This window comes from Pantoea sp. Fr-CA_6, assembly GCF_024520895.1.
GTDB lineage: Bacteria > Pseudomonadota > Gammaproteobacteria > Enterobacterales > Enterobacteriaceae > Pantoea > Pantoea agglomerans.
Map to the genome: position 1 here is coordinate 1 of NZ_JALNPO010000008.1, position 25,459 is coordinate 25,459.

Below are 25,459 nucleotides of genomic sequence, written 5' to 3' on the forward strand. Positions count from 1 at the left end.
GTAAGCGCAGCGATGCGTTGAGCTAACCGGTACTAATGACCCGTGAGGCTTAACCTTACAACGCCAGAGGCGTTTTTGAGAGACACAATTTTCAGCCTGTACCGGATAAAAATTAGCGGAAACGAAAGATTTTGCGGCGTGACAAGGCGCAGAGCGAGGACGTCAGCGGGAGCATACTGAAGTATGTGACCGGTGCGGCCGGGCGATGGCAACGCGGTCATGGCGTAAAAGATTCGTTTCGTGCACCAAGATTTGCCTGGCGGCTTTAGCGCGGTGGTCCCACCTGACCCCATGCCGAACTCAGAAGTGAAACGCCGTAGCGCCGATGGTAGTGTGGGGTCTCCCCATGCGAGAGTAGGGAACTGCCAGGCATTAAACAAGTGAAGAAGCCCCGCACGGAAGTGCGGGGCTTTTTTACGTCCGCACTTTGTCACGTTAAGCTGAAAATGTGACCTGCGGGCATGCGGTATGTCACCCTTAACTCCCCATTATTCACTTCTGAATGACCAGCAACCCGCTGATTTTTCGATAATTAGCGACATGGCTCACAATAATAATCTCGGATTACGCCGCCTTTACCTTCAGTAGACTTAAATGCTTTACTCACTCCTTTAAACGCTGTTGATCAGCAAGGAACAGAGGTAAGGCATGGCACCCACAAATAATAAAACTCAGACGGATGATACAAAGAAACGTATCTGGGCTATCGTCGGCGCGTCATCGGGTAACCTGGTTGAGTGGTTCGACTTCTACGTTTACTCCTTCTTCTCACTCTATTTTGCCCACATTTTCTTTCCACAGGGCGATACCACAACTCAGTTGTTACAGACAGCGGGTGTTTTTGCGGCAGGATTTTTAATGCGTCCGATTGGCGGCTGGCTGTTCGGCTATATCGGCGATAAACATGGCCGAAAAAATTCGATGCTGGTTTCGGTCTGCATGATGTGTTTTGGTTCGCTGGTGATCGCCTGCTTACCCGGTTATGAAACAATCGGTGTTGCTGCGCCCGTCATTCTGCTGCTGGCGCGTATGTTTCAGGGATTATCGGTGGGCGGAGAATATGGGACCAGCGCAACCTACATGAGCGAAGTGGCTCTGGAAGGACGCAAAGGATTCTACGCCTCATTCCAGTATGTCACGCTGATTGGTGGCCAGTTAGCGGCAGTGCTCACCGTCGTGGTCCTGCAATTTCTGCTGACGGATGCAGAGCTGCGAAGCTGGGGCTGGCGTATTCCGTTCTTCCTCGGCGCACTGCTCGCCGTTGTCGCATTATGGTTACGACGCTCACTGGAAGAGACCTCAGATAAGACGAGCCGCGAACATCGCGATGCGGGTAGCGTAATCGGGTTACTGCGCAATCATACCCGCCCCTTCCTGATGGTGCTGGGTTTCACCGCAGGCGGCTCCCTGAGTTTTTACACCTTCACTACCTACATGCAGAAGTATCTGGTTAATACGTCAGGTATGGATCCTAAAACCGCCAGCGGCCTGATGACCGGTGCGCTGCTGGTCTTTATGCTGATTCAGCCGATTATCGGTGCCCTGTCAGATAAAATCGGTCGTCGCACCTCAATGATGATTTTTGGCGCGGGCGCGGCCATCTGTACGGTCCCCATTCTGACGCTGTTGCAAAACGTGCAGAGCCCTGGTGTGGCTTTCCTGTTGATCATGCTGGCGCTGCTGATTACCAGCTTCTACACCGCCATCAGTGGCATTCTTAAAGCAGAAATGTTTCCGCCACAGGTGCGCGCACTGGGTGTAGGACTATCTTACGCAGTAGCGAATGCGATCTTCGGTGGGTCGGCAGAGTATGTTGCGTTGCTGATGAAGCAGCAGGGGATTGAGACGACTTTCTTCTGGTATGTTTCAGCGATGGGCGCAGTGGCATTTCTGGTGTCGCTGTTGCTGCACAAGCGCGGTAAGGGGATTAAGCTTTAACAGAGAAAGCTACTGACTCAGATTCCACAGGGCAATGCCGCTGGCAGCACCGGCGGCATCCGAGGCGAAATCTTTCCAGCTCCAGCCGCTGCCATTCGGGCGGCTGTCATACCACTCTTTTCCCGCCCCAGGCGTTAATGAAAACAGTCTGGCTTTGCCGGTCAGAATGGTGCTGGCGCTGCCCATATTCACTGCCTGCTGTGGCCAGGACTGCAGAGGCGACAAAATGCTCCGCTTTATCCCGTCCGCTCTACTGATCTTCCGCCATATGGGCGCATCCACTACACAACAGCCCAGCAAGCAGCACACTTCGCATAGCAGATGCCTTATTGATCGCAGTGATTAAAGAATCCGGCTGATCAGGCGATCGATACGTATCCGGCGCAGACGGCGAATCAGCTTGCGCACCTTGGCCGGGTAATCAGCAATACTTTCAAGCTCACGGAAATGCGTCACTACCGTCGTGTTCTGCCGGATTAACGTCAGTTCCTTCTCACGCTGAGCCGCTAACTCCTGATGAGGATCGTGGATCAGCACCGCATTTTCCAGATCGAGCCGCCAGGCACGTGGATTGAGGTTATTACCGGTAATCAGCTGCCATTCGTCATCAACCCACATTCCTTTAAGGTGATAACTGTTCTCGCCATCCTTCCACAGTCTCACGACCAGCTGATCGGTCGTAACGTAGTAGTGCAAACGGCTCATAAAGCGACGCAGATTGATTTCATACAGGTAAGGCAGTGCGCCGATGATTTTGAACGGCTGATCGGGCGCAATATAGAAGTCATTGGCTGTTTTATCGCCGACGATGATCTCAACCTGTTTTCCCTGACGCAGAAGATGAATGATATTACGTACCAGCAAGGCGGGCATGTTGAAGTAGGGGGTACAGATGATCAGCTTCTGTTCCGCACAGGGCATCAGGTGGAAAATGGTTTTATTGAGCAGGCTATGTTTACCCAGACCGACCAGCGGCGTGACCGTCAGTTCATCGTTGCCGGCATTCCCTTCAAACTGATAATTGAAACCGCGCAGGTCCTGACGGAACTGGCGTGTCTCATTTTTAATTTCAGGACTTGAGGGGCGCTCAGCAAAATCGAGTCGGTTTACCGCCTCTGCTGACTTCAGATTGAGCGTGATCCAGTCATACATCGTATCTGTCAGCTGGGAATTACGGATAACCTGATAACGGTCATAGCGATACTTATCATGCTGATGCAGGTAGACATCATTGATGCTGGCGCCGCTGTAGAGCAGCATATCATCAATAATGAACCCTTTAAGGTGGAGCACGCCCAGCGCTTCACGGGTATTGACCGGGATACCATAAACCGGGATGGCAATATCCGGATAACGTGTCGCCATTTCGCAATACCAGTCGGCATTGGTTACGCCTCGCGCTGCGCCAATTCGCCCACGCTGCGCACGGTGCCAGTCAACCAGAATCGAGATATCCAGCTCCGGCCGCGCCTGCTTCGCACTATAAAGCGCATCCATGACGGCACGTCCGGCGTCATCATTTTCCAGATAGAGCGCAACAATACAGATGCGAGTCTGCGCTGCCGCAATCTTCTCCAGCAACGTCTGGCGAAATTCGGCAGGCGAGTAAAGTGTCGACACATCCGCAACGGATTGTGACAGTTTCGGCAGCTGTGCGAGGTGTTGTTGGTGTTTGTTACGTTTAAATTTAGACAACATCACAGTGCACTTCTTCTCTGTTCATTGCATGGCCTTTTGCCATCAAATCAGGGTTATAACCACAAATAATAACATCAACTTCGCCGATTCGAACGTTTTTTACCTTTCTCTACAAGGTTAGTTGATCTCATTCTGTAAAGACAATTTCAGGCTGACAATACCGTCATCCAGTTGAATATCAACATGAAAGTTTAGCTTTCGTGCCAGCGTAATCATGCCGCGGTTATGGGGCATGGTGATACCGTTCAATTGTTGCAAGCCGTGATGCCGGGTATAGCGGATCATTTTTTCCAGCAGACGACGGCCCATGCCTAAGCCTTTCAGGTCGGAACGGACCAGCACCGAAAACTCCGCATCAATGTTATCTGCATCAGAGATAGCGCGGGTGACGCCGATGATCTCGGATCGTCCATGATGCTGACGTACCGCCACAATCGCCATCTCGCGGTCATAATCGATCTGGGTCATGTTGGCGAGATCATCATGAGTAAACTCACTGATTTCACTGAAGTAGCGGTAATAGAGATCCTCTTTGGTGACCTGACTGATGAAATCGCGCAGCAGGGGCTCATCCTCTGGCAGAATGGGCCGGAACAGGCAGAATTGCCCATCCTTTAACTCTACCTGCTCTTCCAGATGCTGAGGATAAGGACGTATTGCCAGCCGTGCTTCGTTATCGCCGTGGAACGGAGCCAGCGTCAGGGTGACATCCAGCAGGGTAAAATCATTGCCCGCCGCCAGCAGCGGATGAATATCCAGTCGCTGGATCTCCGGGCAATCCACCACCAGGTTAGAGACCTGCACCAGCAGCTGGCTTAAACCGGGGATATCCAGCGGATTCAGCGCGCTGCGGCTGCGGATTTTTCCGCTCTTGATCGCCTGAATCACCAGATAGCGTGCCAGCGTCATATTCAGCGGGGGGAGGGCAACGGCAGCCTGTTTATCGGCCTGCCATTCAACGCCGCCTTCCCCCAGCATAATGATCGGGCCAAACAGGGCATCCTGTTCGACCACGACCCGCAGCTCCTGTGCGCCTGCACGACTCGCCATGCTCTGAACCAGCAGCCCTTCGATACGTGCCTGCGGCAACGTCTGTTTTACCCGATCAAAAATGGCCTCAGCGGCATGCTCCACTTCGCTGGCATTACGCAGGTAGAGCATCACGCCCTGCACCTCCGATTTATGCGCGATATCGGGTGAACGCAATTTTAGCGCCACCGGATAGCCAATCTGATCGGCAATCGCCACTGCCGCCTTACTGTCGCTGGCGATCCAGGTCGGCAGCGTGGCCAGGCCGTAAGCCTGCAGTACCGGCTGCACTTCATGGGTATCCAGCGCGGTAACACCGCGCTCCAGCGCCTGTGACAGCAGCTGGTGTGCATGGGCACTGTCCAGGTTCAGGGTGGCGGGCAGGGCAGGGGTTTCGCGCAGCTGCTTCTGGTTACGGCGGTACTCAACCTGATGCATAAAAGCGGTCACCGTTCCCTCTGGCGTGCGCCAGGTCGGTATCCCCGCCTGCGTAAAGGCACGGCGCGCGGCTTGTGAAGAGAACTCGCCGCTCCAGTTGGTCAGCAGCGTCACCAGCTTACCGCGCGGGTGACGGGCGATGGTGTCGATCAGATGTCCGGCCGTTTCAGTCGCGGGCGCGACCGCGCTTGGCGCATGAATAATCATCAATGCATCAAGTTCATGGCTGTCGAGCAGGATCTCTGTGCAGGCGGCATAACGTTCTGCTGTGGCGTCATCTTTTAAATCCAGCGGGTTGCCGCGGCCTGCGCCAGCGGGCAACAGCGCCTCGAGCTGCTGAATCGTCTGCTCGCTGAGCTGCGCCAGTTTCCCGTTGCGGGCATAGAGCTCATCCAGCGCCAGCGCGGCGGGGGCGGCACCATTACTGATGATCATCAGCCTGTCGCCACGCAGCGGCCGCATATGACTCAGCGACTCAACGGCGGAGAAGAGCTCATGAGTATCCTGCACCCGCAGTAACCCGGCACGCTGAATGGCTGCATCCCAGGCGGCGTCAAGACCGCTGTGGGTGTCCAGCAGCGCCTGTGCTTCCCGGCTGCGACCACTCTTGATCACCAGAATCGGTTTATTACGGGAGGCGCTGCGTGAGGCAGAAACAAAACGACGCGCATCGCTGAGGTGCTCAAGATAGAGCAGGATAGCGCTGGTTTTACCGTCGCGAGCCAGGAAGTCGAGCAGATCATCGACATCGGTATCCAGACTGTCACCCAGCGCGATAAACCAGGAGAATCCGAGATTACGCTGCTGCGCCCAATCGAGAATGGTGTTGGATACGGCGGCGGACTGGGAGATAAATGCGATACGGCCTTTCTCTATCGGCACTGGCGAGAAGCTGGCATTCAATCCCTGCCAGGGGGCCAGCAGGCCAAGACTGTTCGGGCCCAGCAGACGTATCTGCCACTGGCTGGCACAGGCTTTGAGTTCGGCCGACTGGCTGGCGGGCGCAGAGAGAATAATGCAGGCCTTGCAGCCTTTCTCCCCGAGCTGTTGCAGCAGTTCGAGGTTACGTTTTGAATGGGTGCAGATTACTGCCAGGTCTGGCGCGAAAGGTAAGCTGTCGATAGTGGGCCAGGCCAGTACGCCGCTGACCGCTTTATATTTCGGCGTCACCGGCAACACCGGGCCGCTAAAACCGCCCGCCAGCAGGTTACGCATCATAAAGTATCCGGCGCGCCCTGGCGTGACCGAGGCACCAATCACCGCAATTGATTTAGGTCGTAACAGCGCTTCCAGTCCGCGTTGGCTCATCTCGCTCTCCAGAGTTCGGGATTTGCGTGATTGTAAACGCTTTTTGCTGGCAGTGCTTCCGGGCAGATCGCAGGCTGCGCATCCCGATTTTAATCTCTGTCACCGCAGGGACGCTCCCGCCAGGAGGTGACTGGGCGATTAAGCCTGTCCGGCGTGGTGCGGTTTCCCTGCCAGGTAGGCTGCGCGGAACTGATCAAAATGGTGAGATAATGCCTCAGCCGCCAGCCGATCGCCCGCCTGCGCCAGCAGCGCCGCGGCCACTTCAGCAGTGCAGTGCTGACCTGCGCCGTGGGCTTCACGCAGCGTATAGCGCGACGGGGTGCTGACATCCAGCGACATCACCGGCAGGGCGTCGAGCCAGGGGCTTTTACGGAACATTTTGCGGGCTTCGGTCCAGGTGCCGTCCAGCATAATAAACAGCGGCGGCTTGCCACTGGCGGGCGGCGTTGTCAGCACTTCGCGACCGGGGTCGGCATAAGCGGCCGGGAAAACCACCAGCGGCTGATAATCGGGATTGCGCACCGCCGCCAGCAGCAGCGGATCCGGCTCGGTGCGTGACCAGCCAAAAGCCTGAGTTTCCGGCAGAATATCGGCAATCAGCCGGCCGGTGTTGCTCGGCTTCATCGGCTCGGTATCGAACATCACCAGGCAGAAGCGGCTACGGGCGGACTGCGGCACGATCTGACTGCAGAGACAGTTGACCTCTGGCAACAGGCAGCCCTGACAGCGGATGACCCGATTCCCGCGCGCGAGGAAAGGACGGGTGGATCGGGCCAGGCGTTGGGTGCGCAAGCGCAAAACAGCATTATCAGACATGAGTATTCAGGGCAGGAAAAACGTCAGTGTAATCGAAGCGCAGGCGAAAAGGAAAAGGCCAGCCAGGCTGGCCTCTGAAGATTAAAGTGACTCATCCAGCCATTCATTGAAAGGCGCTTTAGGCATCGCGCCATTCAGCATGTCGACCCGCTCGCCGTTCTTAAACAGCATGATGGTCGGGATGCTGCGAATGTTGAAACGGGCGCTCAGGGCTGGCTCCGCTTCGGTGTTCACTTTAATAAAGCGGACTTTACCGCTGCGTTCACTGGCGACATCTTTAAACACCGGCGCAAAATTGACACAGGGACCACACCAGGGCGCCCAGAAATCGATCACCACCGGCAGATCATCCTGCAGATATTTGTCAAAGTTAGCGCTGGTGGCATTCACCACTTCGCCATCAAATAACGCATTTCCACAGCGACCACATTTCGCCACGTCGGCAAGGCGTTCTTCAGGAACGCGATTGGTTGCCTGACAGGAAGCGCATACCGTATTCATAGGAACCTCTGATGTTGAAAAGTGTCAGTCTGGTAAATATTGTTCATTATGAAAGGGGACGGATTCCCTCTCAATCTGGATTGCTCTATAGGTTCAATAGTTGATAGCTAAGCGCCAGCACATCAGGTAATCTGCGCGCTCTCAATGCAGGAGGAAGACATGAACGACGAATTTAAAGGCAAGAGCGGTAAGGTTAAGGTGATGTACGTGCGTGGCGAGGACGATAAAAGCGCGCGCGCGCCTAATCCTCGTACAGGCAAAGGTGGTCACGCTGCTGCCCGTTCGGATGATAATCGTCGTTCGTCTGGCCCCCGTACTGAACGCACTCAGGAAGGTGATCGCTCCGCTGGCCGTCGCAGCGACGACACCGGTCGCAGCAGTTCACCGCGTCGTGATGAAGGCGGACGTGGCGCTCCACGCCGTTCAGACGATGGCGCAGGCCGCCGCAACGATCGTGGCGATGATAATCGCGGCGCCTATGGCAGCAGCGATTCCCCATGGCGCACCGTGTCACGCGCGCCATCAGCAGATCGTCCGGCAACCGAAAGCGATAAGCCGGATCATGGCGGCATCAGCGGCAAGAGCTTCGTCGATCCCGAACAGATCCGTCGTCAGCGTAACGAAGAGACGCGCGTCTATGGTGAGAACGCCTGTCAGGCGCTGTTCCAGAGCCGTCCTGAAGCGATTGTTCGCGCCTGGTTCGTGCAGGAAGTGACACCGCGTTTCCGCGAAGCGCTGCGCTGGCTGGCGGCTAACCGCAAAGCCTATCACGTCGTGGAAGATGCAGAGATTACCAAAGCGTCAGGCACTGAGCATCATGGTGGCGTCTGCTTCCTGATCAAAAAGCGCATGGGTATGGCGGTTTCTGAATGGCTGAGCCAGGCGAATACCAAAGATTGCGTGCTGGCACTGGAAGATGTCAGTAACCCGCATAACCTCGGCGCGATTATGCGCAGCTGCGCGCACTTTGGCGTAAAAGGTTTGCTGGTGAACGACGCCTCACTGCTGGAGTCCGGCGCAGCGGTACGTACCGCAGAAGGCGGTGCTGAGCATGTGCAGGCCATCAGCGGCGCAACTTTCAGTGAAGGTCTGGAAGCGTTCCGTAAAGCGGGTTACACCATCGTCACCACCTCCAGCCATCAGGGCACGCCGCTGGCGCAGGCTCAGCTGCCGGAGAAAATGGTGCTGGTGTTAGGGCAGGAGCGTGAAGGTCTTTCTGATACCGCGTTCAAACAGGGTGACATGAGCCTGTCGATTGGCGGCACCGGCAACGTAGAAAGCCTTAACGTCTCGGTCGCAACCGGCGTACTGCTCGCCGAATGGTGGCGTCAGAACGCATAAAAAAACGGGCCGAAAGGCCCGTTTTGCTGTGTAACGTTAGTGCGCGCCACCGCCACCGCCGCCTGCGCTAAACGGCGGGCGGGCAAACCAGATCAGCACCAGCAGAATCAAAAAGACCCCCGCCGACGCCCAGAAAATTTCATTCGCTGAAATAATCAGTCCCTGATTGGTAATCTGCTGCGCGATCCAGGCCGACGCCTGCTGCTGCGTCATCCCCATGCTCTCCAGCTGGCTATACATCTGCTGCGAATTGACGTTGTAAGGGGTGATCGACTCCGTCAGGTAGCTATGATGCATCGACTCGCGGTTACTCCACATGGTGGTGGTAATCGACGTCCCCACCGAGCCTGCAAAGGTACGCATAAAGTTCGACAGGCTGGAGGCTGCGGCCATGCGCTCCGGCGGCAATCCCGACAGCGTAATGGTGGTCAGCGGCATAAAGAAGCAGGCCACGGCAAAGCCCTGAATAAACTGCGGCCAGGCTGAGGCACCAAAGTCCATTCCCGGTTCAAACGTATACGCGCGCCAGTAGAAGCAGACGGCATACATAATGAAGCTGAACGTGACCAGCCGTCGCATGTCGAGCTTATGGGCAAAGCGTCCGATGATCGGCGACAGGATCACCGGCAAAATGCCCACCGGCGCAGACGCCAGACCGGCCCAGGTTGCGGTGTAGCCGTAGACCTCCTGCAGCAGCTGCGGCAACAGAACAATCGAGCCGAAGTAGAGCATATAAGCCAGACTGATCGACAGGCAGCCAATGGTGAAGTTGCGCGACTTAAACAGCGACAGATCTATGATCGGGTGATCGTCAGTCAGCTCCCACACCAGCAGGACTGACAGCGCAATCACGGCCACTACCCCGAGCACGATGATCTCGGACGAGTTAAACCAGTCGAGCTCCTTTCCGCGATCCAGCATCACCTGCAAACAGCCGATCCCCACCACCAGCAGCACCAGCCCGACCATATCGATCCGCCGGATTTCGGTTTTGGTTTCCCGGCCGCGCAGGGTTTGCAGCGTCAGTATTACCACCGCCACACCAATGGGCACGTTGATAAAGAAGATCCAGCCCCAGTGATAGTTATCGCTGATCCAGCCGCCCAGTATCGGACCACAGATCGGTGCGACGATCACCGTCATCGCCCACAGCGACAGCGCAACACTGCGCTTGGCGGGCGGATAGTTGTTGAGCAGCAGACTTTGCGACAGCGGGATCAATGGACCCGCGACGATCCCCTGAATGACGCGGAAGAATATCAGCATCTCCAGGCTGTCTGACATGCCGCATGCCCAGGAGGCGATAGCAAACAGAATGGTCGACCAGGTAAAGAGCTTCACTTCACCGATGCGTTTTGCCAGCCAGCCGGTCAGCGGGATCGAGATCGCATTGGCCACACCAAACGAGGTGATCACCCAGGTTCCCTGGGAGTTCGACGCTCCCAGATTACCGGCAATCGTGGGGATAGCCACGTTGGCGATGGTCGAGTCCAGAACCTGCATGAACGTCGCCAGCGACAGCGCAATGGTCATCAGGACCAGCGGCATTCCTTCAAGCGGTTTTTGTGCCATTACAGCCTCCGCGTCATCATCCGGCGTTGGCGCGGACGATATCGGTGATCAGCTGATTGACCGGCGCAAGGTCAATCGCCAGTGCGTTGCTGCTGTAAGCGGCTTGCTGACGGGCGCTGGTGGCCAGCGCGCTGCCCTCTTTGCTGGTGGTATCGATTTTAACCAGCGTTGAGAGACCAATACGCAGCGGATGTCTGGCGATATCTTCCTGATTCAGTTCGATACGAACCGGCAGGCGCTGAACCACTTTGATCCAGTTACCGGTGGCATTCTGTGCCGGCAACAGTGAGAAGGCGCTGCCGGTGCCCATATCCAGTCCTGCAACTTTGCCCTGATAAACCACTTCGTCACCGTAGATGTCGGCAACTACGGTGACAGGCTGACCAATACGAACGCCAGCCAGCTGAGTCTCTTTAAAGTTGGCATCGACCCACAGATTCGTTGCAGGCACGACGGCGAGCAGCGGGGTGCTGGTGGAGATTTGCGAACCGACCTGCACGCTGCGACGGGAGACAAAACCATCCATCGGGCTACGGATTTCGGTGCGCTGCAGCGCCAGCCAGGCGTCACGCAGCTCAGCCGCGCTCTGTTGCACGGCAGGCTGATTTTCCAGTGAGGTGTTGAGGATCATCGCCTGATTCGCATTGTATTGCTGAATCGCCACGTCCAGTTGTGCTTTGGCCGTCGCGACGGCATCGCGGGCGTGCTGCAACTCTTCACGGCCAATCAGATTAGCCGCGCCTAACGGCTCACGGCGTTTCAGGTCGGCCTGTGCCTGCGCCAGAGCGGTCTGTTGCAAGGTAATGCTGGCCTGATACTGTTTGCCATTAATCATCAGCTGATGCGTCTGACGCACGCTGGTGGCGAGTGCCGTCTGCGCTTTTTCAAACGCCTGCTCCGCATCCGTCTTATCCAGTGAAACCAGCACATCGCCTTTTTTGACGAAATCGGTATCTTCAAACCAGACTTTATTCACGCTACCGGAGACCTGTGCCATCACCTGCACCTGGTTACCCGCAACGTAGGCGTCATCCGTTTCCTGAAAATGGCGCAGGACCAGGAACCAGTAAACTCCCCAGGCAATACCGATCAGCACAAAGATCAGCGCCAGCACGATGAGCACACTTTTGCGCTTCTTCTTTTTGTTGGCTGACGGTTGCGGGCTTTGTGCTTCTGCCGTTGCACTCATGTCTTTCTCCACGTTTTCCATTTAGTCGGGCGGCAGAAATCCCTTTTCGCCAGCGCCCGAGTCGAAAAAGCCAGCGACTGAGCGCTGGCCAGATAAAAAAGGAAATTAAAATAACGATTCCGACAGGTGATTGTGTCGCACTTATTGCTATTAGCGGGAAAGCGAGGCGATCAGCTGATCTTCATCCATTTTATCAAGACGATTAAGTAGCTTACGGGTGATGCCTTCCAGCTGTGACTTCTCATCGACGGAGAGCGATGACCAGAGGTACTGCAGGCTCTGATGCTGAGGTGGCAGCAGCTGACGCAGGAACTCCATCCCTTTATCGGTCAGATGCAGGTGCAGGCAGCGACGGTCGTGATCGCTTTCACGACGCTCAATCCAGCCGCGCTTTTCCAGCTCATCAGCAATGCGCGTGGCATTGGTGCGTGAAGAGCCAAGGGCAGAGCTGAGCTCAGAGGGCTGAATACTATGGTTTTCCTGTGCATCCAGCGTAATCAACGCCATGAACAGGGTTTCATTAATACCCTGTGCTTTCAGCATCTTATTGCGGTTGTCCAGCAGTTTACCCTGCATATGCATACAGAGACGCGTCAGAATAATTTCCTGTAACGGAAAATCCTTATGGCGATTGGCACGGATGTTTAGCATCTGCTCAATGGGAGTAAACGAACTTTCCATTAAAAAAAACCTCACTAATTGCAACTTGTATAATAACTATGGTGACAGGATAAGCGTAGTCACTTTTTGGCAGGTGATCGCTGACAGAATCACTATTCACCATCAAAGGTATTCCAGGCCATTCCCTGGCCCTGGGTCAAAAACCCGTACGTCCGGCGGCAGCCGCTGTGCCGGAACGTGATCAAAAAGGGGGCAAATTTAATAATATCGCGGGGAAAAATAACTGAAGTGAATAGGTTTGCTACTAACCATAACAAACCTAACCATTTGTGACCAGACGCAATGCGCTGTCCGGCCAGGCTTCAGTTGATTTTTTCCGGCTCAAAGCGCGATCCGGCTGCCCAAATCAGCAGATTAACCACAGTCAGCAGCGCGCCAGCGCCACAGACACCATACCAGCCCCAAAGATGGTAAGCGGTCGCGGAGAGCAGTGAGCCGGCCGCGCCACCCATAAAGTAGCTGGTCATGTAACCGGCATTAAGACGGTTCCGCGCCTCCGGCATCTGCGCGTAGATCACGCTTTGATTGGTGATATGGACGGCCTGTACCGCCAGATCCAGCAGCAGGATGCCGACGATCAGCGGCGCAAGCTGCTCCGCGCCCCACGCAATGGCAGCCCACGACAGCAGCATAAGCAGCAGGCCCAGTTGGGTGGTCAGCCTCGCTTTACCCTTGTCAGCCAGCGCGCCCGCCTGACGTGCGGCCAGCGCACCCGCGGCACCGACCAGCCCCAGCAAGCCAATCTCGCCCTCTGAGAAGTGATAGGGCGCCCCGGCGAGAAGAAAGGCCATTGAGGTCCACAGCAGGCTGAAATTGGCAAAAGAGAGGCAGCCGGTCCAGGCGCGGGTGCGGAGCACCCGATTACCGGCATACAGGCGAAAGATGGAGGCCAGCAGTTGCGGATAGCTCATGGGCACGGACTGTTTCACGCGCGGCAGCGATCGCCACAGCGCCAGGGCCATCACCACCATCAGCAGGCTGGCAGTCCAGTAAACGGTACGCCAGCCGCCAAGCTGCGCCAGGCCGCCTGCCACGGTGCGCGCCAGCAGAATCCCCAGCAGCAAACCGCTCATTACCGTCCCCACTATTTTGCCGCGCCGCTCCGGCTCTGCCAGCGTGGCGGCCAGCGGCACCAGGATTTGTGCGGCGACCGAGAACAGGCCGGTCATCACCGTGCCCAGCAGTAAAAAGAGAAAGGAGTGCGAAAGGGCGATAATCACCATGCCGGCAGCAGCCAGCAGGATCATCGTAACAATCAGGCTGCGTCGTTCAAACCGATCGCCAAGCGGCACCAGCAGCAGCAAACCGCAGGCGTAGCCCAGCTGCGCCGTGGTGACAATAAATCCGGCGAGGCTGACAGAGAGATCAAACTGTTGGGCGATGGTATTCAGTAGTGGCTGAACGTAGTAATTACTGGCTACGCAGAGGCCGGTTGCTACTGACATCAGCATTACTAAAGCAGGCGTCAGACCCTGGCGAGTCGCATTCATAAACAGCATCGGTCGCTAATAATCATTTGAGGTTAATAGTAACTCAAAAAACTATTTCACACGCATGTTTATTAACAGGCCATACCAGTCGGGAAAGCAGGCATAAAAAAAGGGCAGAAAAATTTCTGCCCTCAGATAACTGCCCGACTAAAAGCGTATGCCCACTGAGCCAGCTCTTTTATCAACCGCCCTGGGGCGGAAATGTTTTCATGTTATTGCGCGGCGGCCTGCGCCTCGCTGATCCATTTATCGAACTCAGCCTGATGCGCCTTAATCCAGCCATCCACATGACGGTTAATCGCCTCTTCTGAGTTTTGTCCGGCATGCATTGCTGAGTTTTCAGCATTGATATCGGTAATGGGCAACTTCATGACCGCAAACAGACGGGCAGCCGCCGGGTTTTTCGCCGCCCAGGCTTTGTTGGCGACGATGTGCATGGTGTTAACCGGGAAACCGTAGTTCGCACCGTTTGGCAGCTTAGTATCCACATCCTTCTGTTCGCCAGGCAGCGAAGAGAACGGCACCTGCAGCCAGACCACATCGCGGCCCGGCTTCAGCACATCGCTCAGCCAGTAGGGCGTCCAGGTGTAATAAAGGATCGGTTTACCCTGTTTGTAGCGTGCCAGCGTATCCGCCACCATCGCCGAATAGTTACCCATATTGGCGGTCACGGTATCACTGAGACCAAAGGCGCTGTTCTGATGATTAATCACCGCTTCACAGCCCCAGCCTGGCGTACAGCCGGTCATATCCGCTTTGCCATCGCCGTTGGCGTCAAACAGGCTGGCGATCTTAGGATCTTTCAGCTGTTCGATATTGGTGATGTGATATTTCTCGGCGGTCTTCTTATCAATCAGATAACCCTGGGCGGCACCGGTAACATAGGTTCCCTGACGATAGAGCTTCTGATCGCCACCGGCGGCTTTGTACATGTCGTCATGCAGCGGCTGCCAGTTCACTGCGGTAAAGGTGGCGTCGCCAGCGGCGATAGAGGTGTAGCCAACGTTGTAATCCACTTCACTCGGCTTGCTGACCTGATAGCCGAGTTTTTCCAGCGCACGGCTGACAATCAGGGTCTGAAAAGTCTCTTCAGCGATAGTGCTCTGTATGGGTTGTACCGTAATACCTTTGCCCGGCAGATCGGCAGCGGAGACGTGTGAAACGGCCAGCGTGGTTACCACGGCGGCGAGCAGAGAGGCTCTGTTGCGCATAGTCATTCCTTATTTCAGATGTCGCGTCAGGATGGGCGGCGCGCAGGCACCGCCCGACAGATTATTTTTTACGCGAAGGAGAGAAGATCAGGCCCAGCGGGCCGGTGTGATACCAGTGACGATTACCGCGGCTGCGGCTATCGCGACCAAACGATTGGGTCAGGCGGTCAAGGATAATGGCAAGGATCACAATCCCCACACCACCCACCGTAGCCAGCCCCATATCGAGACGGCCAATACCGCGCAGAACCATCTGACCGAGTCCGCCCACGGCGATCATCGAGGCGATCACCACCATCGACAGCGCCAGCATCAGGGTCTGATTGACGCCCGCCATAATGGTGGGCATCGCCAGCGGCAACTGCACTTTGAATAGCAGCTGACGCGGACTGGCACCAAAGGATTCGCTCGCTTCGATCAGATCGGCGGGCACCTGCTTAATGCCGAGAATAGTCAGACGCACAATCGGTGGCAGGGCGAAGATAATCGTGACCACCACGCCTGGCACGTTGCCGATACCAAACAGCATTACAATCGGCACCAGATAGACAAAGGCGGGTGTCGTCTGCATCGCATCCAGCAAGGGACGTACGATACGCGCTGCCCGTTCACTGCGGGCCAGCCAGATCCCCAGCGGCAGGCCGATGAGAATGCAGAACATCAGCGCGGTAAGCACCAGCGCCAGCGTGACCATCGCCTGCGACCAGGCGCCAATTGCGCCAATCACGATCAGCGATACCAGCGTGGCGATGCCCATGGCGGGCGTCGCGATCTGCCAGGCGATTAGCGCAAACACCAGAATCGCTACCGGCGCGGGCATTCCCAGTAACAGCTGCTGAAAGGCGCTGAGAATATAGTCAACCGGTACCCGGATACCCTGAAACAGCGGGCGGAAGTGGTTGACCACCCAGTCGATGCCGGTAGTCACCCAGTGATCAAGCGGGATCCAGGTTTTGTGGAACGGATCCATGATATTGAAATGTTCCGGCGCGGGCGCAGGGGCGCTGTTGAGCCAGTCACTGCTGCTGGCTGCATCGGGTGTCGCGCTGCCATCGGGCGTGCCCCAGGCATCGGCACCGCCGCTGCTGGTGGGCGCAGCCTGACTGCTGGCGGCAGTGCCGCTATCCCACGGATTGGTGGTTTCCTGACTCATGGCTGGGCTCCTTCACGATCTAACGCGCGCAATAGCGTGCTTTTGGAAATGATACCGACATACTGATTCTCCTCGCCGACCACTGGCACCGCACAGGGCGCCTGAGCGACGTGCGAGAGCAGATCGCTCAGTGAGGTATCGGCGGGCACCGCGGCTGGCGAGTCGAGGAGGGCGCTATCGAGTCCCAGACCTGCTGCCAGCGCGGCTTTCAGCGAGTCGGTGGAGACCACGCCAAGAAACTTCTGTTTTTCCAGCACGTAACCGTAGTCGCGGTCTTCATCCTGCAGCAGCTTAATGGCGGAGCGCGGGCCGAAACCTGGCGCTTTGCGGATCAACGCTCCCGCGCTACGACGGGCGATATCTTTGGCGCTGAATACGTGGCTGATATCGACGCCGCGGAAAAAGGTGCGGACATAGTCATTGGCTGGGTTATTCAGGATCTCATCCGGCGTACCAACCTGTATCACTTCGCCGCCCTGCATAATGGCAATTCGGTCGCCAATACGCATCGCTTCATCAAGATCGTGGGAAATAAAGACGATGGTGCGCTGATGCCTGGCTTGTAAATTAACCAGCTCATCCTGCATTTCAGTACGAATCAACGGATCCAGAGCGGAGAAGGCCTCATCCATTAATAAGATGTCGGGATTGATGGCCAGTGCGCGGGCTAATCCGACGCGCTGCCGCATCCCTCCGGAAAGTTCATCCGGGTAAGCGTGCGCATAATTCTCAAGCCCGACCTGACGTAACGCTTCCAGTGCTTTTTCCTGGCGTTCAGCCAGTGCGACTCCCGCTAATTCCATGCCAAATGCCGTATTATTTAATACATTCATGTGCGGCATCAAAGCAAATGACTGGAATACCATACTGATTTTATTTCTGCGCACGTCACGCAGTTCGCTGGCTGATATTTTGGCAATATCGACACCGTCAATAATCACCTGGCCGCGCGTCGGCTCTATCAGACGATTGAGAAGGCGAACCATGGTCGATTTTCCTGAACCGGATAACCCCATGATGACGAATATCTCGCCTTCTTCAATGGCCAGACTGGCGTTCTTTACACCAAGAGAGAGCCCTGTCTTCTCAAGAATGACATCTTTGGTCGCACCCTTTTCAATATATTTAAACGCGCGATCCGGATTGTCGCCAAATATCTTATAGAGATTTTTTACTTCGAGCTTAATAGCCATGCAGTCATTAAATCCTGGTTGAAATATCTAATATTATCCTGTCGTTCCCGCTGAAATTTAAGCAGGCCATACCGTAGCACACTGACGTTATCTGACAACCCTGAAGTGGAATATTGACCGGCCGCGGGACATTCAGATGCCGATTATCTTCAGTGCTCACAAGGGATAAGCGTGGATTAATTTTTTGTGAAATCATTGGCGGGTTTTTGGCATTTCAGCCGATTTGCCGCGTGAAAGGGAGAAAAACAAGCGTCACCAGGGTGAAATATTACGGAAATAATGGATTCCGATGCAGGGAAATAATCACGCCTGAAACGATCGGGTTCAGTGGAATAATTGGTCGAAAAAAAAGGAAATGCGGGGAGGGGCAGAATCAACAAACGGTGAAATAGTCAGGCTGTGTTGCAGTAATATTTTTTTCTTATGATTAGACGGAATGGCGCGGCTGACACGGCACTGCCAGAGAAAACCGGATGCTGACAAAACAGCACCCGGTAACCCTCAGAAATTCCAGTCCTCGTCTTCGGTTTCGACCGCTTTTCCCATCACATAGGAGGAGCCTGAACCGGAGAAGAAGTCGTGGTTTTCGTCGGCGTTGGGCGACAGAGCCGACAGAATGGCCGGATTCACCGCTGTCAGCTCCGCCGGGAACAGCGCCTCATAGCCCAGATTCATCAACGCTTTGTTGGCGTTGTAGTGCAGGAAGGTTTTCACCTCCTCTACCCAGCCGACATCGGCATAGAGCGCCTCGGTATAAGCCACTTCGTTCTCATACAGCGCCAGCAGCAGATCATAGGCGAACTGCTGCAGCTCTTCGCGGCGCAGATCGTCAGCGGCAGCCAGCGCCTGCTGATATTTGTAACCGATGTAGTAACCGTGAACCGCTTCATCGCGAATAATCAGGCGAATCAGGTCAGCGGTGTTGGTCAGCTTGCCACGGCTCGACCAGTACATCGGCAGCCAGAAGCCGGAATAGAACAAAAACGACTCCAGGAAAACGCTGGCGATCTTCTTCTTCAGCGGATCATCGGCCTGGTAGTGTTCCAGAATGATGCGCGCCTTGTTCTGCAGCGGCGCATTCTCTTCACTCCACTGATAAGCGGCATCCACATCCTGGGTGTTACACAGGGTTGAAAAGATCGAACTGTAGGAGCGGGCATGCACCGCTTCCATAAAGCTGATATTCGACAGCACCGCCTCTTCGTGCGGGGTAATGGCATCTTCCATCAGCCCCGGCGCGCCGATCACGTTCTGGATAGTGTCGAGCAGCGTCAGGCCGGTGAACACCCGGATGGTCAGCTGCTGCTGCTGTTTATCCAGCGTCTGCCAGCCGGGCAGATCGTTGGAGAGCGGCACTTTCTCGGGCAGCCAGAAGTTGCTGGTGAGACGATTCCACACTTCAAGATCTTTGTCATCCTGAATGCGGTTCCAGTTAATTGCCTGAATCTGTTTTAGTTTCATCGTTTTCATCACAGGGAGCATGAGACGCAACCCTGAACCTCCGTGCCCTGAAGCGCCATCTGGCGCAGTCGAATGTAATAGAGCGTTTTGATGCCTTTTTTCCACGCGTAAATCTGCGCTTTGTTGATGTCACGGGTCGAGACATCATCGCGGAAGAACAGCGTCAGCGACAGGCCCTGATCAACATGCTGAGTCGCTTCTGCGTAGGTATCAATAATCGCTTCCGGCCCAATCTGATACGCATCCTGATAGAGATGGAGATTCTCATTGGTCATAAAGGGCGCGGGATAGTAGACGCGGCCGGTTTTGCCCTCTTTGCGGATCTCGATAGGGGAGACAATCGGATGGATGCTGGAGGTGGCATGGTTAATGTAGGAGATTGAACCGGTTGGCGGGATCGCCTGCAGGTTCTGATTAAACAGCCCGTGCTGCATCACCGCGTCGCGCAGCGCCTGCCAGTCCGCCTGTGTCGGCAGCGTCAGTCCGGCATCGGCAAACAGCGTCGCTACCCGTTCCGTGCGCGGCAGCCATTCGCGCTGCAGATACTTATCGAAGTAGGCGCCGCTGGCGTACTGCGATTCCGCAAAGCCATCGAAGGTCTGCTGACGCTCCTGTGCCAGCTGATTAGAGGTGCGCAGCGCATAATAGGTGATGCAGTAGAAGTAGAGATTAGTGAAATCCAGCGCTTCCGGTGAACCATAGGCGATGCCTTCCCGCGCCAGATAGCCGTGCAGGTTCATCTGACCCAGTCCAATGGCGTGCGAACGGCGATTGCCTTCGGCGACCGAGGGCACCGAGCCAATTTCGCTCATCATCGACACCGAGGTCAGGGCGCGGATCGCCACATCCACGGTACGCGCCAGATCGCGTGAATCCATGGCGTGCGCAATGTTCAGTGAGCCGAGATTACAGGAGATATCTTTGCCGATCCGGCGATAGCTGAGATCGTCATTGTACTCGCTGGCACTGTTCACCTGCAGGATCTCAGAGCAGAGGTTACTCATGTTAATGCGACCGGCAATCGGGTTACTGCGGTTCACGCTGTCCTCATACATGATGTAGGGATAGCCCGACTCAAACTGAATCTCAGCCAGCGTCTGGAAGAAGTCGCGTGGCTGAATATAGGTTTTACGGATGCGGTCGTCGGCCAGCATCTCGTCATATTTCTCGCTGATGCTGATATCGCCAAAGGCCTGACCGTAGATCCGTTCAACGTCGTATGGCGAGAACAGCGCCATCGGTTTGTTCTCTTTTGCCAGCTGGAAGGTGATATCGGGTATCACCACGCCCAGCGACAGGGTTTTGATGCGGATCTTCTCATCGGCGTTTTCGCGCTTGGTATCAAGGAAGCGGAAAATATCGGGATGGTGTGCATTGAGCCATACCGCGCCAGCGCCCTGACGCGCGCCGAGCTGATTCGCATAAGAGAAGGCATCCTCCAGCATTTTCATCACCGGGATAACGCCCGACGACTGATTTTCAATACGTTTGATTGGCGCACCGGACTCACGCAGGTTTGACAGCAAAAAGGCGACGCCGCCGCCGCGCTTTGAGAGCTGCAGTGCCGAATTCACGGCGCGACCAATCGACTCCATATTGTCTTCGATGCGCAGCAGGAAGCAGGAGACCAGCTCACCGCGTTGCTGTTTGCCGCAGTTCAGGAAGGTTGGCGTGGCGGGCTGGAAACGGCCGCTGAGGATCTCCTCCAGCAGGGCCCGCGCAAGCTTTTCATCGCCCTGAGCCAGCGTCAGCGCCACCATGCAGGCGCGCTGTTCGAAGGTTTCCAGATAGCGTTTGCCGTCGAAGGTCTTCAGGGTGTAGCTGGTGTAGTACTTCCAGGCACCGAGAAAGGTTTTGAACTCAAAGCCCCAATTTTCCGCCACCTCATGCAGCGCAAGCAGGAACGAAAAATCGTACTGGTTCAGTACTTCCGCTTCGTAATAGCTCTCTGCTACCAGATAGCGTAAACGCTCAGCGCAGCTATTGAAGGGGACGGTATTGGGTTGCACATGCTGCAGATAAAACTGACGTGTCGCTTCGCGATCCTTGTCGAACTGGATGCGGCCCTCGGCGTCGTAGAGATTGAGCATGGCATTAAGGGCGTGATAATCGAGCGTCACGCCGTTGAGGGTGTCTGTTGTTGCCAAAATTGGGTTACTCCCGCTTTAACTTTCGCGATATCGTCAGGCGTTCCCATCAGCTCGAAGCGGTAGAGGCAGGGGACCTGACATTTTTTTGCAATGATGCTGCCCGCCAGGCAGTAACCGGTACCGAAGTTACGGTTGCCCGCTGCGATCACGCCACGAATACCGCGTCGGTTCGCCTCATCATTAAGAAACTGAATCACCTGACCGGGCACCGCACCGCGACTGCTGCCACCGCCATAGCTGGGCACGACCAGAATATAGGGCTGGTCGATATGCAGTTGTTGCCGGGCATCAAGCGGGATGCGCCGGGCAGGCAGGCCGAGGCGCGTCACAAACCGGTGGGTGTTTTCCGACTGGCTGGAAAAATAGACCAGCGGGAACATGTGTTTATCCCCCGACAGCAGAAAGAGAGCGCAGAGTGGCGATTTTATCCGGGCGGAAACCGCTCCAGTGATCGTTATCTGCCATCACGACGGGTACCTGGCGGTAACCCAGTGATTTCAGGTTGTCGATCGCCTCGGGCTGGCTGTCGAGATTGATAAGCTGATAGGCGAGACCCTGACGGTCCATCGCATTTTTGGTTGCCGTGCACTGGACACAGTTATCTTTAGTGTAAATAATAATGCGCATGATTCGTATTTCCCTCTATGTGCGGTTCTGATGTCAGGAAACAGAGCTGGAGGAGCAGGTTGCGGGCCTCATTCTGCCGGACATCTGGTGTCGTGCTGATGAGATAAATACTAGATGTAGTGGTTTTACGGGTCAAGCCCACCAGATATAGGGTTTTATGATTTGCATTTGCGCAACAGCGGCAAAGCCAGCAGGGATGCGCCCTGCAGCCTGGAAAAATCTTTTGTAAATGTCACCAGCCAGAAAAAGGGCATAAAAAAGCCCCGCACAGGGCAGGGCTCAGGAGATTTTTTGGAGTTGAGCTTAGCGGCGTGAAGCCAGCAGCACACCCACTACGATACCGAAAGCGGCACCGATACCAACACCGTGCCATGGCTTGTCATGGACATAGGTGTCAACCTGCGCACTGGCATCACGCGCAACCTGTGAAACACGGTTGCTGCCGCCGTTCAGTCTGGAGCGGGTCTGTTTCAGCAGTTTTTCTGCCTGACTGCGTGCAGAATCCACTTCGTCTTTGGCGTCACTGCCGTAAGATTTCAGCAGCGCTTCCAGTGAATCGGCCAGTTCGTTAACATCCTGATTAATATCAATGTCATCGTTTTTTACAGTGCGATTAAACATTTTTTAGCTCCCTTTGATTTAAAAACGTAATACTAGTGTAGACGACCTTGAGATAAACGAGACGCGGGAGTGTTCTTTAGGGAAAATTCCGAATGCCCACTCTGTCATGCTGTTGTAAGGTTGCGAAGCTTTTGAAAGAGGAGAGGATCGAGCATGTATTTACGACCAGATGAGGTAGCGCGCGTACTGGAAAAAGCGGGTTTCGAAGTCGATGAAATTACCCCACGGGCCTATGGTTATCGCCGTGGAGAGAACTATGTTTATGTGAATCGCGAAGCGCGAATGGGGCGCATGGCACTCGTCATTCACCCGACACTGAAAGAGAAGAGCCAGCCGTTCGCTGAACCTGCTTCAGAAATGAAGACCTGCGATCACTACACCCAATTCCCTCTCTACCTGGCGGGTGATTCACAGGAACACTACGGCATCCCGCACGGATTTAGTTCCCGCATGGCGCTGGAACGTTATATTCAAAGCGTTTTCGGCTAACGCATCAGGCCCCGCCGCGACGGGGCACTGAACCGCCTTTACCTCCTCCCTGTTTCCCTGCCGTTGCAATTACCGGCTGTGACGCGTATAAAACTGTCCCTTATAGATGTTTAGACGTCCATACGGATAAAAGTGATGAGCGAACAGCCAACTCCCTCGCAGGAACAATTTAAACGCACCATGAAAGTGCGCCATCTGGTGATGTTATCGCTGGGCGGCGTAATCGGCACCGGCCTGTTTTTTAACACCGGCTACATCATTTCCACCACCGGGGCGGCGGGGACGCTGCTCGCCTATCTGATTGGCGCGCTGGTGGTCTGGCTGGTGATGGTCTGTCTGGGCGAGCTCTCGGTGGCGATGCCGGAAACCGGCGCGTTCCACGTCTATGCCGCACGCTATCTCAGCCCGGCAACCGGCTACACCGTGGCCTGGCTCTACTGGCTCACCTGGACCGTGGCGCTCGGCTCCAGCCTGACGGCGGCGGGCTTCTGTATGCAGTACTGGTTCCCGCAGATCCCGGTGTGGATCTGGTGCCTGGTCTTCTGCTGCGCCATCTATCTGCTGAACGTCATCTCAACCCGCTTCTTCGCCGAAGGGGAGTTCTGGTTCTCGCTGATTAAGGTGGTGACGATTGTCGCCTTTATCGTGCTCGGGGGCGCGGCGATGTTTGGGTTTATCCCGATGAAGGATGGCACGCCCGCACCGGGCCTGAGCAATCTGACGGCGCACGGCTGGCTGCCCAACGGCGCACTGCCGATTCTGATGACTATGGTGGCAGTCAACTTCGCCTTTTCCGGCACCGAGCTGATCGGTATTGCGGCCGGTGAAACCCAGCAGCCGGAGAAAGTGCTGCCGCTGGCGATCCGTACTACCGTGGCCCGGCTGATTATCTTCTTCATCGGCACGGTATTTGTGCTGGCGGCGCTGATTCCTATGGATCAGGCGGGTATCGTGAAAAGCCCGTTCGTGCTGGTCTTCGAAAAGATCGGCATCCCGTGGGCGGCTGACATTATTAACTTTGTGATCCTGACCGCTATCCTGTCTGCGGCCAACTCCGGACTCTATGCCTCCGGGCGGATGCTCTGGTCGCTGGCCAATGAAAATACGCTGCCACGCGCCTTTGCCCGGGTGAACAAGCGCGGCGTGCCGATGCTGGCGATCACCGTCAGCATGGTGGGTGGTTTGCTGGCGCTGGTCTCCAGCGTGGTCGCGCCAGACACGGTGTTTGTGGCGCTGTCGGCCATCTCCGGCTTTGCGGTGGTAGCGGTCTGGCTCAGCATCTGCGCTTCGCATTTTGTTTTCCGTCGTCGTCATCTTCAGCAGGGCAAATCGCTGGCCGATCTGGCCTATCGTGCGCCGCTCTATCCGCTGACGCCGGTGCTGGGTTTCCTGCTCTGCCTGCTGGCCTGTGTCGGTCTGGCGTTTGATCCGACTCAGCGTATCGCGCTGTGGTGTGGCATCCCGTTTGTGCTGTTCTGCTATGCCGCTTACCATCTGACCCACAAATCATCCCCAAAGCCTGAGGAGGCCAATGATGTCGTATAACCCTGTCGCGCAGGCTTTAACGGAGTCGCCACTGCTGATTCTGGATGGTGCCCTGGCCACCGAGCTGGAAGCCCGCGGCTGTCATCTGGCCGATGCGTTATGGTCAGCTAAGGTGCTGATGGAAAATCCTGAACTGATCTATCAGGTGCACTACGACTATTTTGTCGCCGGCGCGCGCTGTGCCATTACCGCCAGCTACCAGGCGACGCCGCAGGGCTTTGCCACACGTGGCCTTGATGAGGCGGAGTCACTGGCGTTGATCGCGCAGAGCGTCGAGCTGGCGCGGCGCGCCCGTCACGATTATCTGGCGGTCCGGCCCGACGCGAAAACGCTGCTGGTAGCGGGATCGGTCGGTCCCTATGGCGCTTTTCTGGCGGATGGTTCGGAATATCGCGGCGACTATGCGTTGCCGGAAGCGGAGATGATGGCGTTTCATCGCCCACGCGTGCAGGCGCTGCTGGCGGCGGGTGCCGATCTGCTGGCCTGCGAAACCCTGCCTTCGTTTGCCGAAGCGCAGGCGCTGGTGAAGCTGCTGGCTGAATTTCCTGAAGGCCGCGCCTGGTTCTCGTTTACCCTGCGTGACGCCGGACACATCAGCGACGGCACGCCGCTGTCAGACGTCGTGAGCTGGCTGAATCAGCAGCCACAGGTGGTAGCGGTGGGAATCAACTGTGTGGCACTTGAGAGCGTGACGCCTGCGCTGCAGCAGTTGCAGAAGCTGACCGACAAGCCGCTGGTGGTCTATCCCAACTCCGGCGAGCAGTATGATGCTGGCAGCAAAACCTGGCACTCAGCGCCATCAGGCTGCACGTTGCATGACAAGCTGGCAGAGTGGCAGCAGGCGGGCGCGAAGCTGATTGGCGGCTGCTGTCGCACCTCACCCAACGACATCGCGGCTATCGCCCGCGCTTGTCAACCGCAATAAGCTGGCTGAATCGGGCGATGATAGCCCGATTGAGGCGGAGAGGGCGGTCTACACTCTGATCACTGATCACTCTGTGGACCCCT

At 55.9% G+C, this 25,459-nt stretch carries 21 protein-coding genes, 1 rRNA gene and 1 pseudogene; 6 read left to right on the forward strand and 17 right to left on the reverse strand.

The window, feature by feature from the left end; all coding sequences use genetic code 11:
• Positions 1–255 precede the first annotated feature (255 nt).
• Both rrf and NR201_RS14975 read left to right on the forward strand, forming a co-directional pair.
• Positions 256–371: ribosomal RNA gene (rrf, locus tag NR201_RS14970) — 5S ribosomal RNA — on the forward strand.
• 277 nt (positions 372–648) lie between these two features.
• Positions 649–1,938 carry an MFS family transporter gene (locus tag NR201_RS14975; RefSeq protein ID WP_031594658.1) on the forward strand — a complete coding sequence of 430 codons (1,290 nt, stop codon included), beginning with the start codon at positions 649–651 and terminating at the stop codon, positions 1,936–1,938.
• A gap of 9 nt (positions 1,939–1,947) precedes the next feature.
• Here the strand turns inward: NR201_RS14975 and NR201_RS14980 are convergent.
• The 5 genes and pseudogenes from NR201_RS14980 to trxC form a co-directional block, all read right to left on the reverse strand.
• A pseudogene (locus NR201_RS14980) lies at positions 1,948–2,254 on the reverse strand (YfiM family lipoprotein).
• A 26-nt stretch (positions 2,255–2,280) separates the two neighbouring features.
• Positions 2,281–3,636, reverse strand: coding sequence for a CDP-diacylglycerol--serine O-phosphatidyltransferase (gene pssA / locus NR201_RS14985; RefSeq protein ID WP_029519515.1), 1,356 nt, complete (start codon positions 3,634–3,636; stop codon positions 2,281–2,283).
• A 117-nt stretch (positions 3,637–3,753) separates the two neighbouring features.
• Positions 3,754–6,411 (reverse strand): bifunctional acetate--CoA ligase family protein/GNAT family N-acetyltransferase, encoded by a 2,658-nt coding sequence (locus NR201_RS14995; protein WP_256844718.1) that lies wholly within the window; start codon positions 6,409–6,411, stop codon positions 3,754–3,756.
• A gap of 138 nt (positions 6,412–6,549) precedes the next feature.
• The gene (locus tag NR201_RS15000) at positions 6,550–7,227 is read right to left on the reverse strand and encodes a tRNA-uridine aminocarboxypropyltransferase (RefSeq protein ID WP_256844717.1); all 678 of its coding nucleotides are present in this window, start codon (positions 7,225–7,227) and stop codon (positions 6,550–6,552) included.
• 81 nt (positions 7,228–7,308) lie between these two features.
• Positions 7,309–7,728 (reverse strand): thioredoxin TrxC, encoded by a 420-nt coding sequence (gene trxC / locus NR201_RS15005; protein WP_010257800.1) that lies wholly within the window; start codon positions 7,726–7,728, stop codon positions 7,309–7,311.
• A 159-nt stretch (positions 7,729–7,887) separates the two neighbouring features.
• Between trxC and NR201_RS15010 the strand changes: the two genes are divergently transcribed.
• Positions 7,888–9,069 carry a tRNA/rRNA methyltransferase gene (locus NR201_RS15010; RefSeq protein WP_256849936.1) on the forward strand — a complete coding sequence of 394 codons (1,182 nt, stop codon included), beginning with the start codon at positions 7,888–7,890 and terminating at the stop codon, positions 9,067–9,069.
• Positions 9,070–9,105: 36 nt separating this feature from the next.
• Here NR201_RS15010 and emrB read toward each other — a convergent pair whose 3' ends face one another.
• The 12 genes from emrB to NR201_RS15070 form a co-directional block, all read right to left on the reverse strand.
• Positions 9,106–10,641 carry a multidrug efflux MFS transporter permease subunit EmrB gene (gene emrB, locus NR201_RS15015; RefSeq protein WP_010257793.1) on the reverse strand — a complete coding sequence of 512 codons (1,536 nt, stop codon included), beginning with the start codon at positions 10,639–10,641 and terminating at the stop codon, positions 9,106–9,108.
• 16 nt (positions 10,642–10,657) lie between these two features.
• A complete protein-coding gene (gene emrA / locus NR201_RS15020) occupies positions 10,658–11,830 on the reverse strand; it encodes a multidrug efflux MFS transporter periplasmic adaptor subunit EmrA (RefSeq protein ID WP_010257791.1) in 1,173 nt (390 codons plus the stop codon).
• 150 nt (positions 11,831–11,980) lie between these two features.
• Positions 11,981–12,511, reverse strand: coding sequence for a transcriptional repressor MprA (gene mprA, locus NR201_RS15025; RefSeq protein WP_003850381.1), 531 nt, complete (start codon positions 12,509–12,511; stop codon positions 11,981–11,983).
• 302 nt (positions 12,512–12,813) lie between these two features.
• Positions 12,814–14,001, reverse strand: a complete 1,188-nt coding sequence (locus NR201_RS15030; protein WP_187492043.1) for an MFS transporter — start codon at positions 13,999–14,001, stop codon at positions 12,814–12,816.
• Positions 14,002–14,213: 212 nt separating this feature from the next.
• Positions 14,214–15,212, reverse strand: a complete 999-nt coding sequence (proX, locus tag NR201_RS15035) for a glycine betaine/L-proline ABC transporter substrate-binding protein ProX (protein ID WP_010257785.1) — start codon at positions 15,210–15,212, stop codon at positions 14,214–14,216.
• Positions 15,213–15,273: 61 nt separating this feature from the next.
• Positions 15,274–16,365: a glycine betaine/L-proline ABC transporter permease ProW gene (gene proW / locus NR201_RS15040; protein ID WP_022624068.1), complete on the reverse strand. Its 1,092-nt coding sequence runs from the start codon at positions 16,363–16,365 to the stop codon at positions 15,274–15,276.
• Complete coding sequence (proV, locus tag NR201_RS15045; RefSeq protein ID WP_010672155.1) at positions 16,362–17,558, reverse strand: glycine betaine/L-proline ABC transporter ATP-binding protein ProV; 1,197 nt, start codon at positions 17,556–17,558, stop codon at positions 16,362–16,364. The genes proW and proV overlap by 4 nt, the downstream gene beginning before the upstream one ends.
• Positions 17,559–18,059: 501 nt before the next feature.
• Entirely contained in the window at positions 18,060–19,019 is a 960-nt protein-coding gene (gene nrdF, locus NR201_RS15050) for a class 1b ribonucleoside-diphosphate reductase subunit beta (protein WP_010257777.1), read from the reverse strand.
• Between the two features lie 8 nt (positions 19,020–19,027).
• Positions 19,028–21,166, reverse strand: a complete 2,139-nt coding sequence (gene nrdE / locus NR201_RS15055; protein ID WP_072101276.1) for a class 1b ribonucleoside-diphosphate reductase subunit alpha — start codon at positions 21,164–21,166, stop codon at positions 19,028–19,030.
• Positions 21,136–21,549, reverse strand: a complete 414-nt coding sequence (gene nrdI / locus NR201_RS15060; RefSeq protein WP_033769662.1) for a class Ib ribonucleoside-diphosphate reductase assembly flavoprotein NrdI — start codon at positions 21,547–21,549, stop codon at positions 21,136–21,138. Before nrdI ends, nrdE begins: the two co-directional genes overlap by 31 nt.
• A 4-nt stretch (positions 21,550–21,553) precedes the next feature.
• Positions 21,554–21,796, reverse strand: a complete 243-nt coding sequence (gene nrdH, locus NR201_RS15065; RefSeq protein ID WP_003850362.1) for a glutaredoxin-like protein NrdH — start codon at positions 21,794–21,796, stop codon at positions 21,554–21,556.
• 303 nt (positions 21,797–22,099) lie between these two features.
• Entirely contained in the window at positions 22,100–22,417 is a 318-nt protein-coding gene (locus NR201_RS15070) for a DUF883 family protein (RefSeq protein ID WP_010257764.1), read from the reverse strand.
• A gap of 153 nt (positions 22,418–22,570) precedes the next feature.
• On the opposite strand from NR201_RS15070, the gene NR201_RS15075 reads away from it, so the two are divergent.
• From NR201_RS15075 to mmuM, 3 genes are all read left to right on the forward strand, one after another.
• Entirely contained in the window at positions 22,571–22,906 is a 336-nt protein-coding gene (locus NR201_RS15075) for a DUF2002 family protein (protein WP_003850360.1), read from the forward strand.
• Positions 22,907–23,041: 135 nt separating this feature from the next.
• Entirely contained in the window at positions 23,042–24,451 is a 1,410-nt protein-coding gene (mmuP, locus tag NR201_RS15080; protein ID WP_256849937.1) for an S-methylmethionine permease, read from the forward strand.
• Entirely contained in the window at positions 24,441–25,376 is a 936-nt protein-coding gene (gene mmuM / locus NR201_RS15085) for a homocysteine S-methyltransferase (protein ID WP_033758675.1), read from the forward strand. Before mmuP ends, mmuM begins: the two co-directional genes overlap by 11 nt.
• The last annotated feature ends 83 nt before the right edge of the window (positions 25,377–25,459 follow it).

What these genes read in the sequence shown, in the direction of transcription:
- NR201_RS14975 (WP_031594658.1), top strand. Translation starts at nt 649, where the DNA reads ATGGCACCCACAAATAATAAAACTCAGACGGATGATACAAAGAAACGT.
- pssA (WP_029519515.1), bottom strand. Translation starts at nt 3,636, where the DNA reads ATGTTGTCTAAATTTAAACGTAACAAACACCAACAACACCTCGCACAG.
- NR201_RS14995 (WP_256844718.1), bottom strand. Translation starts at nt 6,411, where the DNA reads ATGAGCCAACGCGGACTGGAAGCGCTGTTACGACCTAAATCAATTGCG.
- NR201_RS15000 (WP_256844717.1), bottom strand. Translation starts at nt 7,227, where the DNA reads ATGTCTGATAATGCTGTTTTGCGCTTGCGCACCCAACGCCTGGCCCGA.
- trxC (WP_010257800.1), bottom strand. Translation starts at nt 7,728, where the DNA reads ATGAATACGGTATGCGCTTCCTGTCAGGCAACCAATCGCGTTCCTGAA.
- NR201_RS15010 (WP_256849936.1), top strand. Translation starts at nt 7,888, where the DNA reads ATGAACGACGAATTTAAAGGCAAGAGCGGTAAGGTTAAGGTGATGTAC.
- emrB (WP_010257793.1), bottom strand. Translation starts at nt 10,641, where the DNA reads ATGGCACAAAAACCGCTTGAAGGAATGCCGCTGGTCCTGATGACCATT.
- emrA (WP_010257791.1), bottom strand. Translation starts at nt 11,830, where the DNA reads ATGAGTGCAACGGCAGAAGCACAAAGCCCGCAACCGTCAGCCAACAAA.
- mprA (WP_003850381.1), bottom strand. Translation starts at nt 12,511, where the DNA reads ATGGAAAGTTCGTTTACTCCCATTGAGCAGATGCTAAACATCCGTGCC.
- NR201_RS15030 (WP_187492043.1), bottom strand. Translation starts at nt 14,001, where the DNA reads ATGAATGCGACTCGCCAGGGTCTGACGCCTGCTTTAGTAATGCTGATG.
- proX (WP_010257785.1), bottom strand. Translation starts at nt 15,212, where the DNA reads ATGCGCAACAGAGCCTCTCTGCTCGCCGCCGTGGTAACCACGCTGGCC.
- proW (WP_022624068.1), bottom strand. Translation starts at nt 16,365, where the DNA reads ATGAGTCAGGAAACCACCAATCCGTGGGATAGCGGCACTGCCGCCAGC.
- proV (WP_010672155.1), bottom strand. Translation starts at nt 17,558, where the DNA reads ATGGCTATTAAGCTCGAAGTAAAAAATCTCTATAAGATATTTGGCGAC.
- nrdF (WP_010257777.1), bottom strand. Translation starts at nt 19,019, where the DNA reads ATGAAACTAAAACAGATTCAGGCAATTAACTGGAACCGCATTCAGGAT.
- nrdI (WP_033769662.1), bottom strand. Translation starts at nt 21,549, where the DNA reads ATGTTCCCGCTGGTCTATTTTTCCAGCCAGTCGGAAAACACCCACCGG.
- nrdH (WP_003850362.1), bottom strand. Translation starts at nt 21,796, where the DNA reads ATGCGCATTATTATTTACACTAAAGATAACTGTGTCCAGTGCACGGCA.
- NR201_RS15070 (WP_010257764.1), bottom strand. Translation starts at nt 22,417, where the DNA reads ATGTTTAATCGCACTGTAAAAAACGATGACATTGATATTAATCAGGAT.
- NR201_RS15075 (WP_003850360.1), top strand. Translation starts at nt 22,571, where the DNA reads ATGTATTTACGACCAGATGAGGTAGCGCGCGTACTGGAAAAAGCGGGT.
- mmuP (WP_256849937.1), top strand. Translation starts at nt 23,042, where the DNA reads ATGAGCGAACAGCCAACTCCCTCGCAGGAACAATTTAAACGCACCATG.
- mmuM (WP_033758675.1), top strand. Translation starts at nt 24,441, where the DNA reads ATGTCGTATAACCCTGTCGCGCAGGCTTTAACGGAGTCGCCACTGCTG.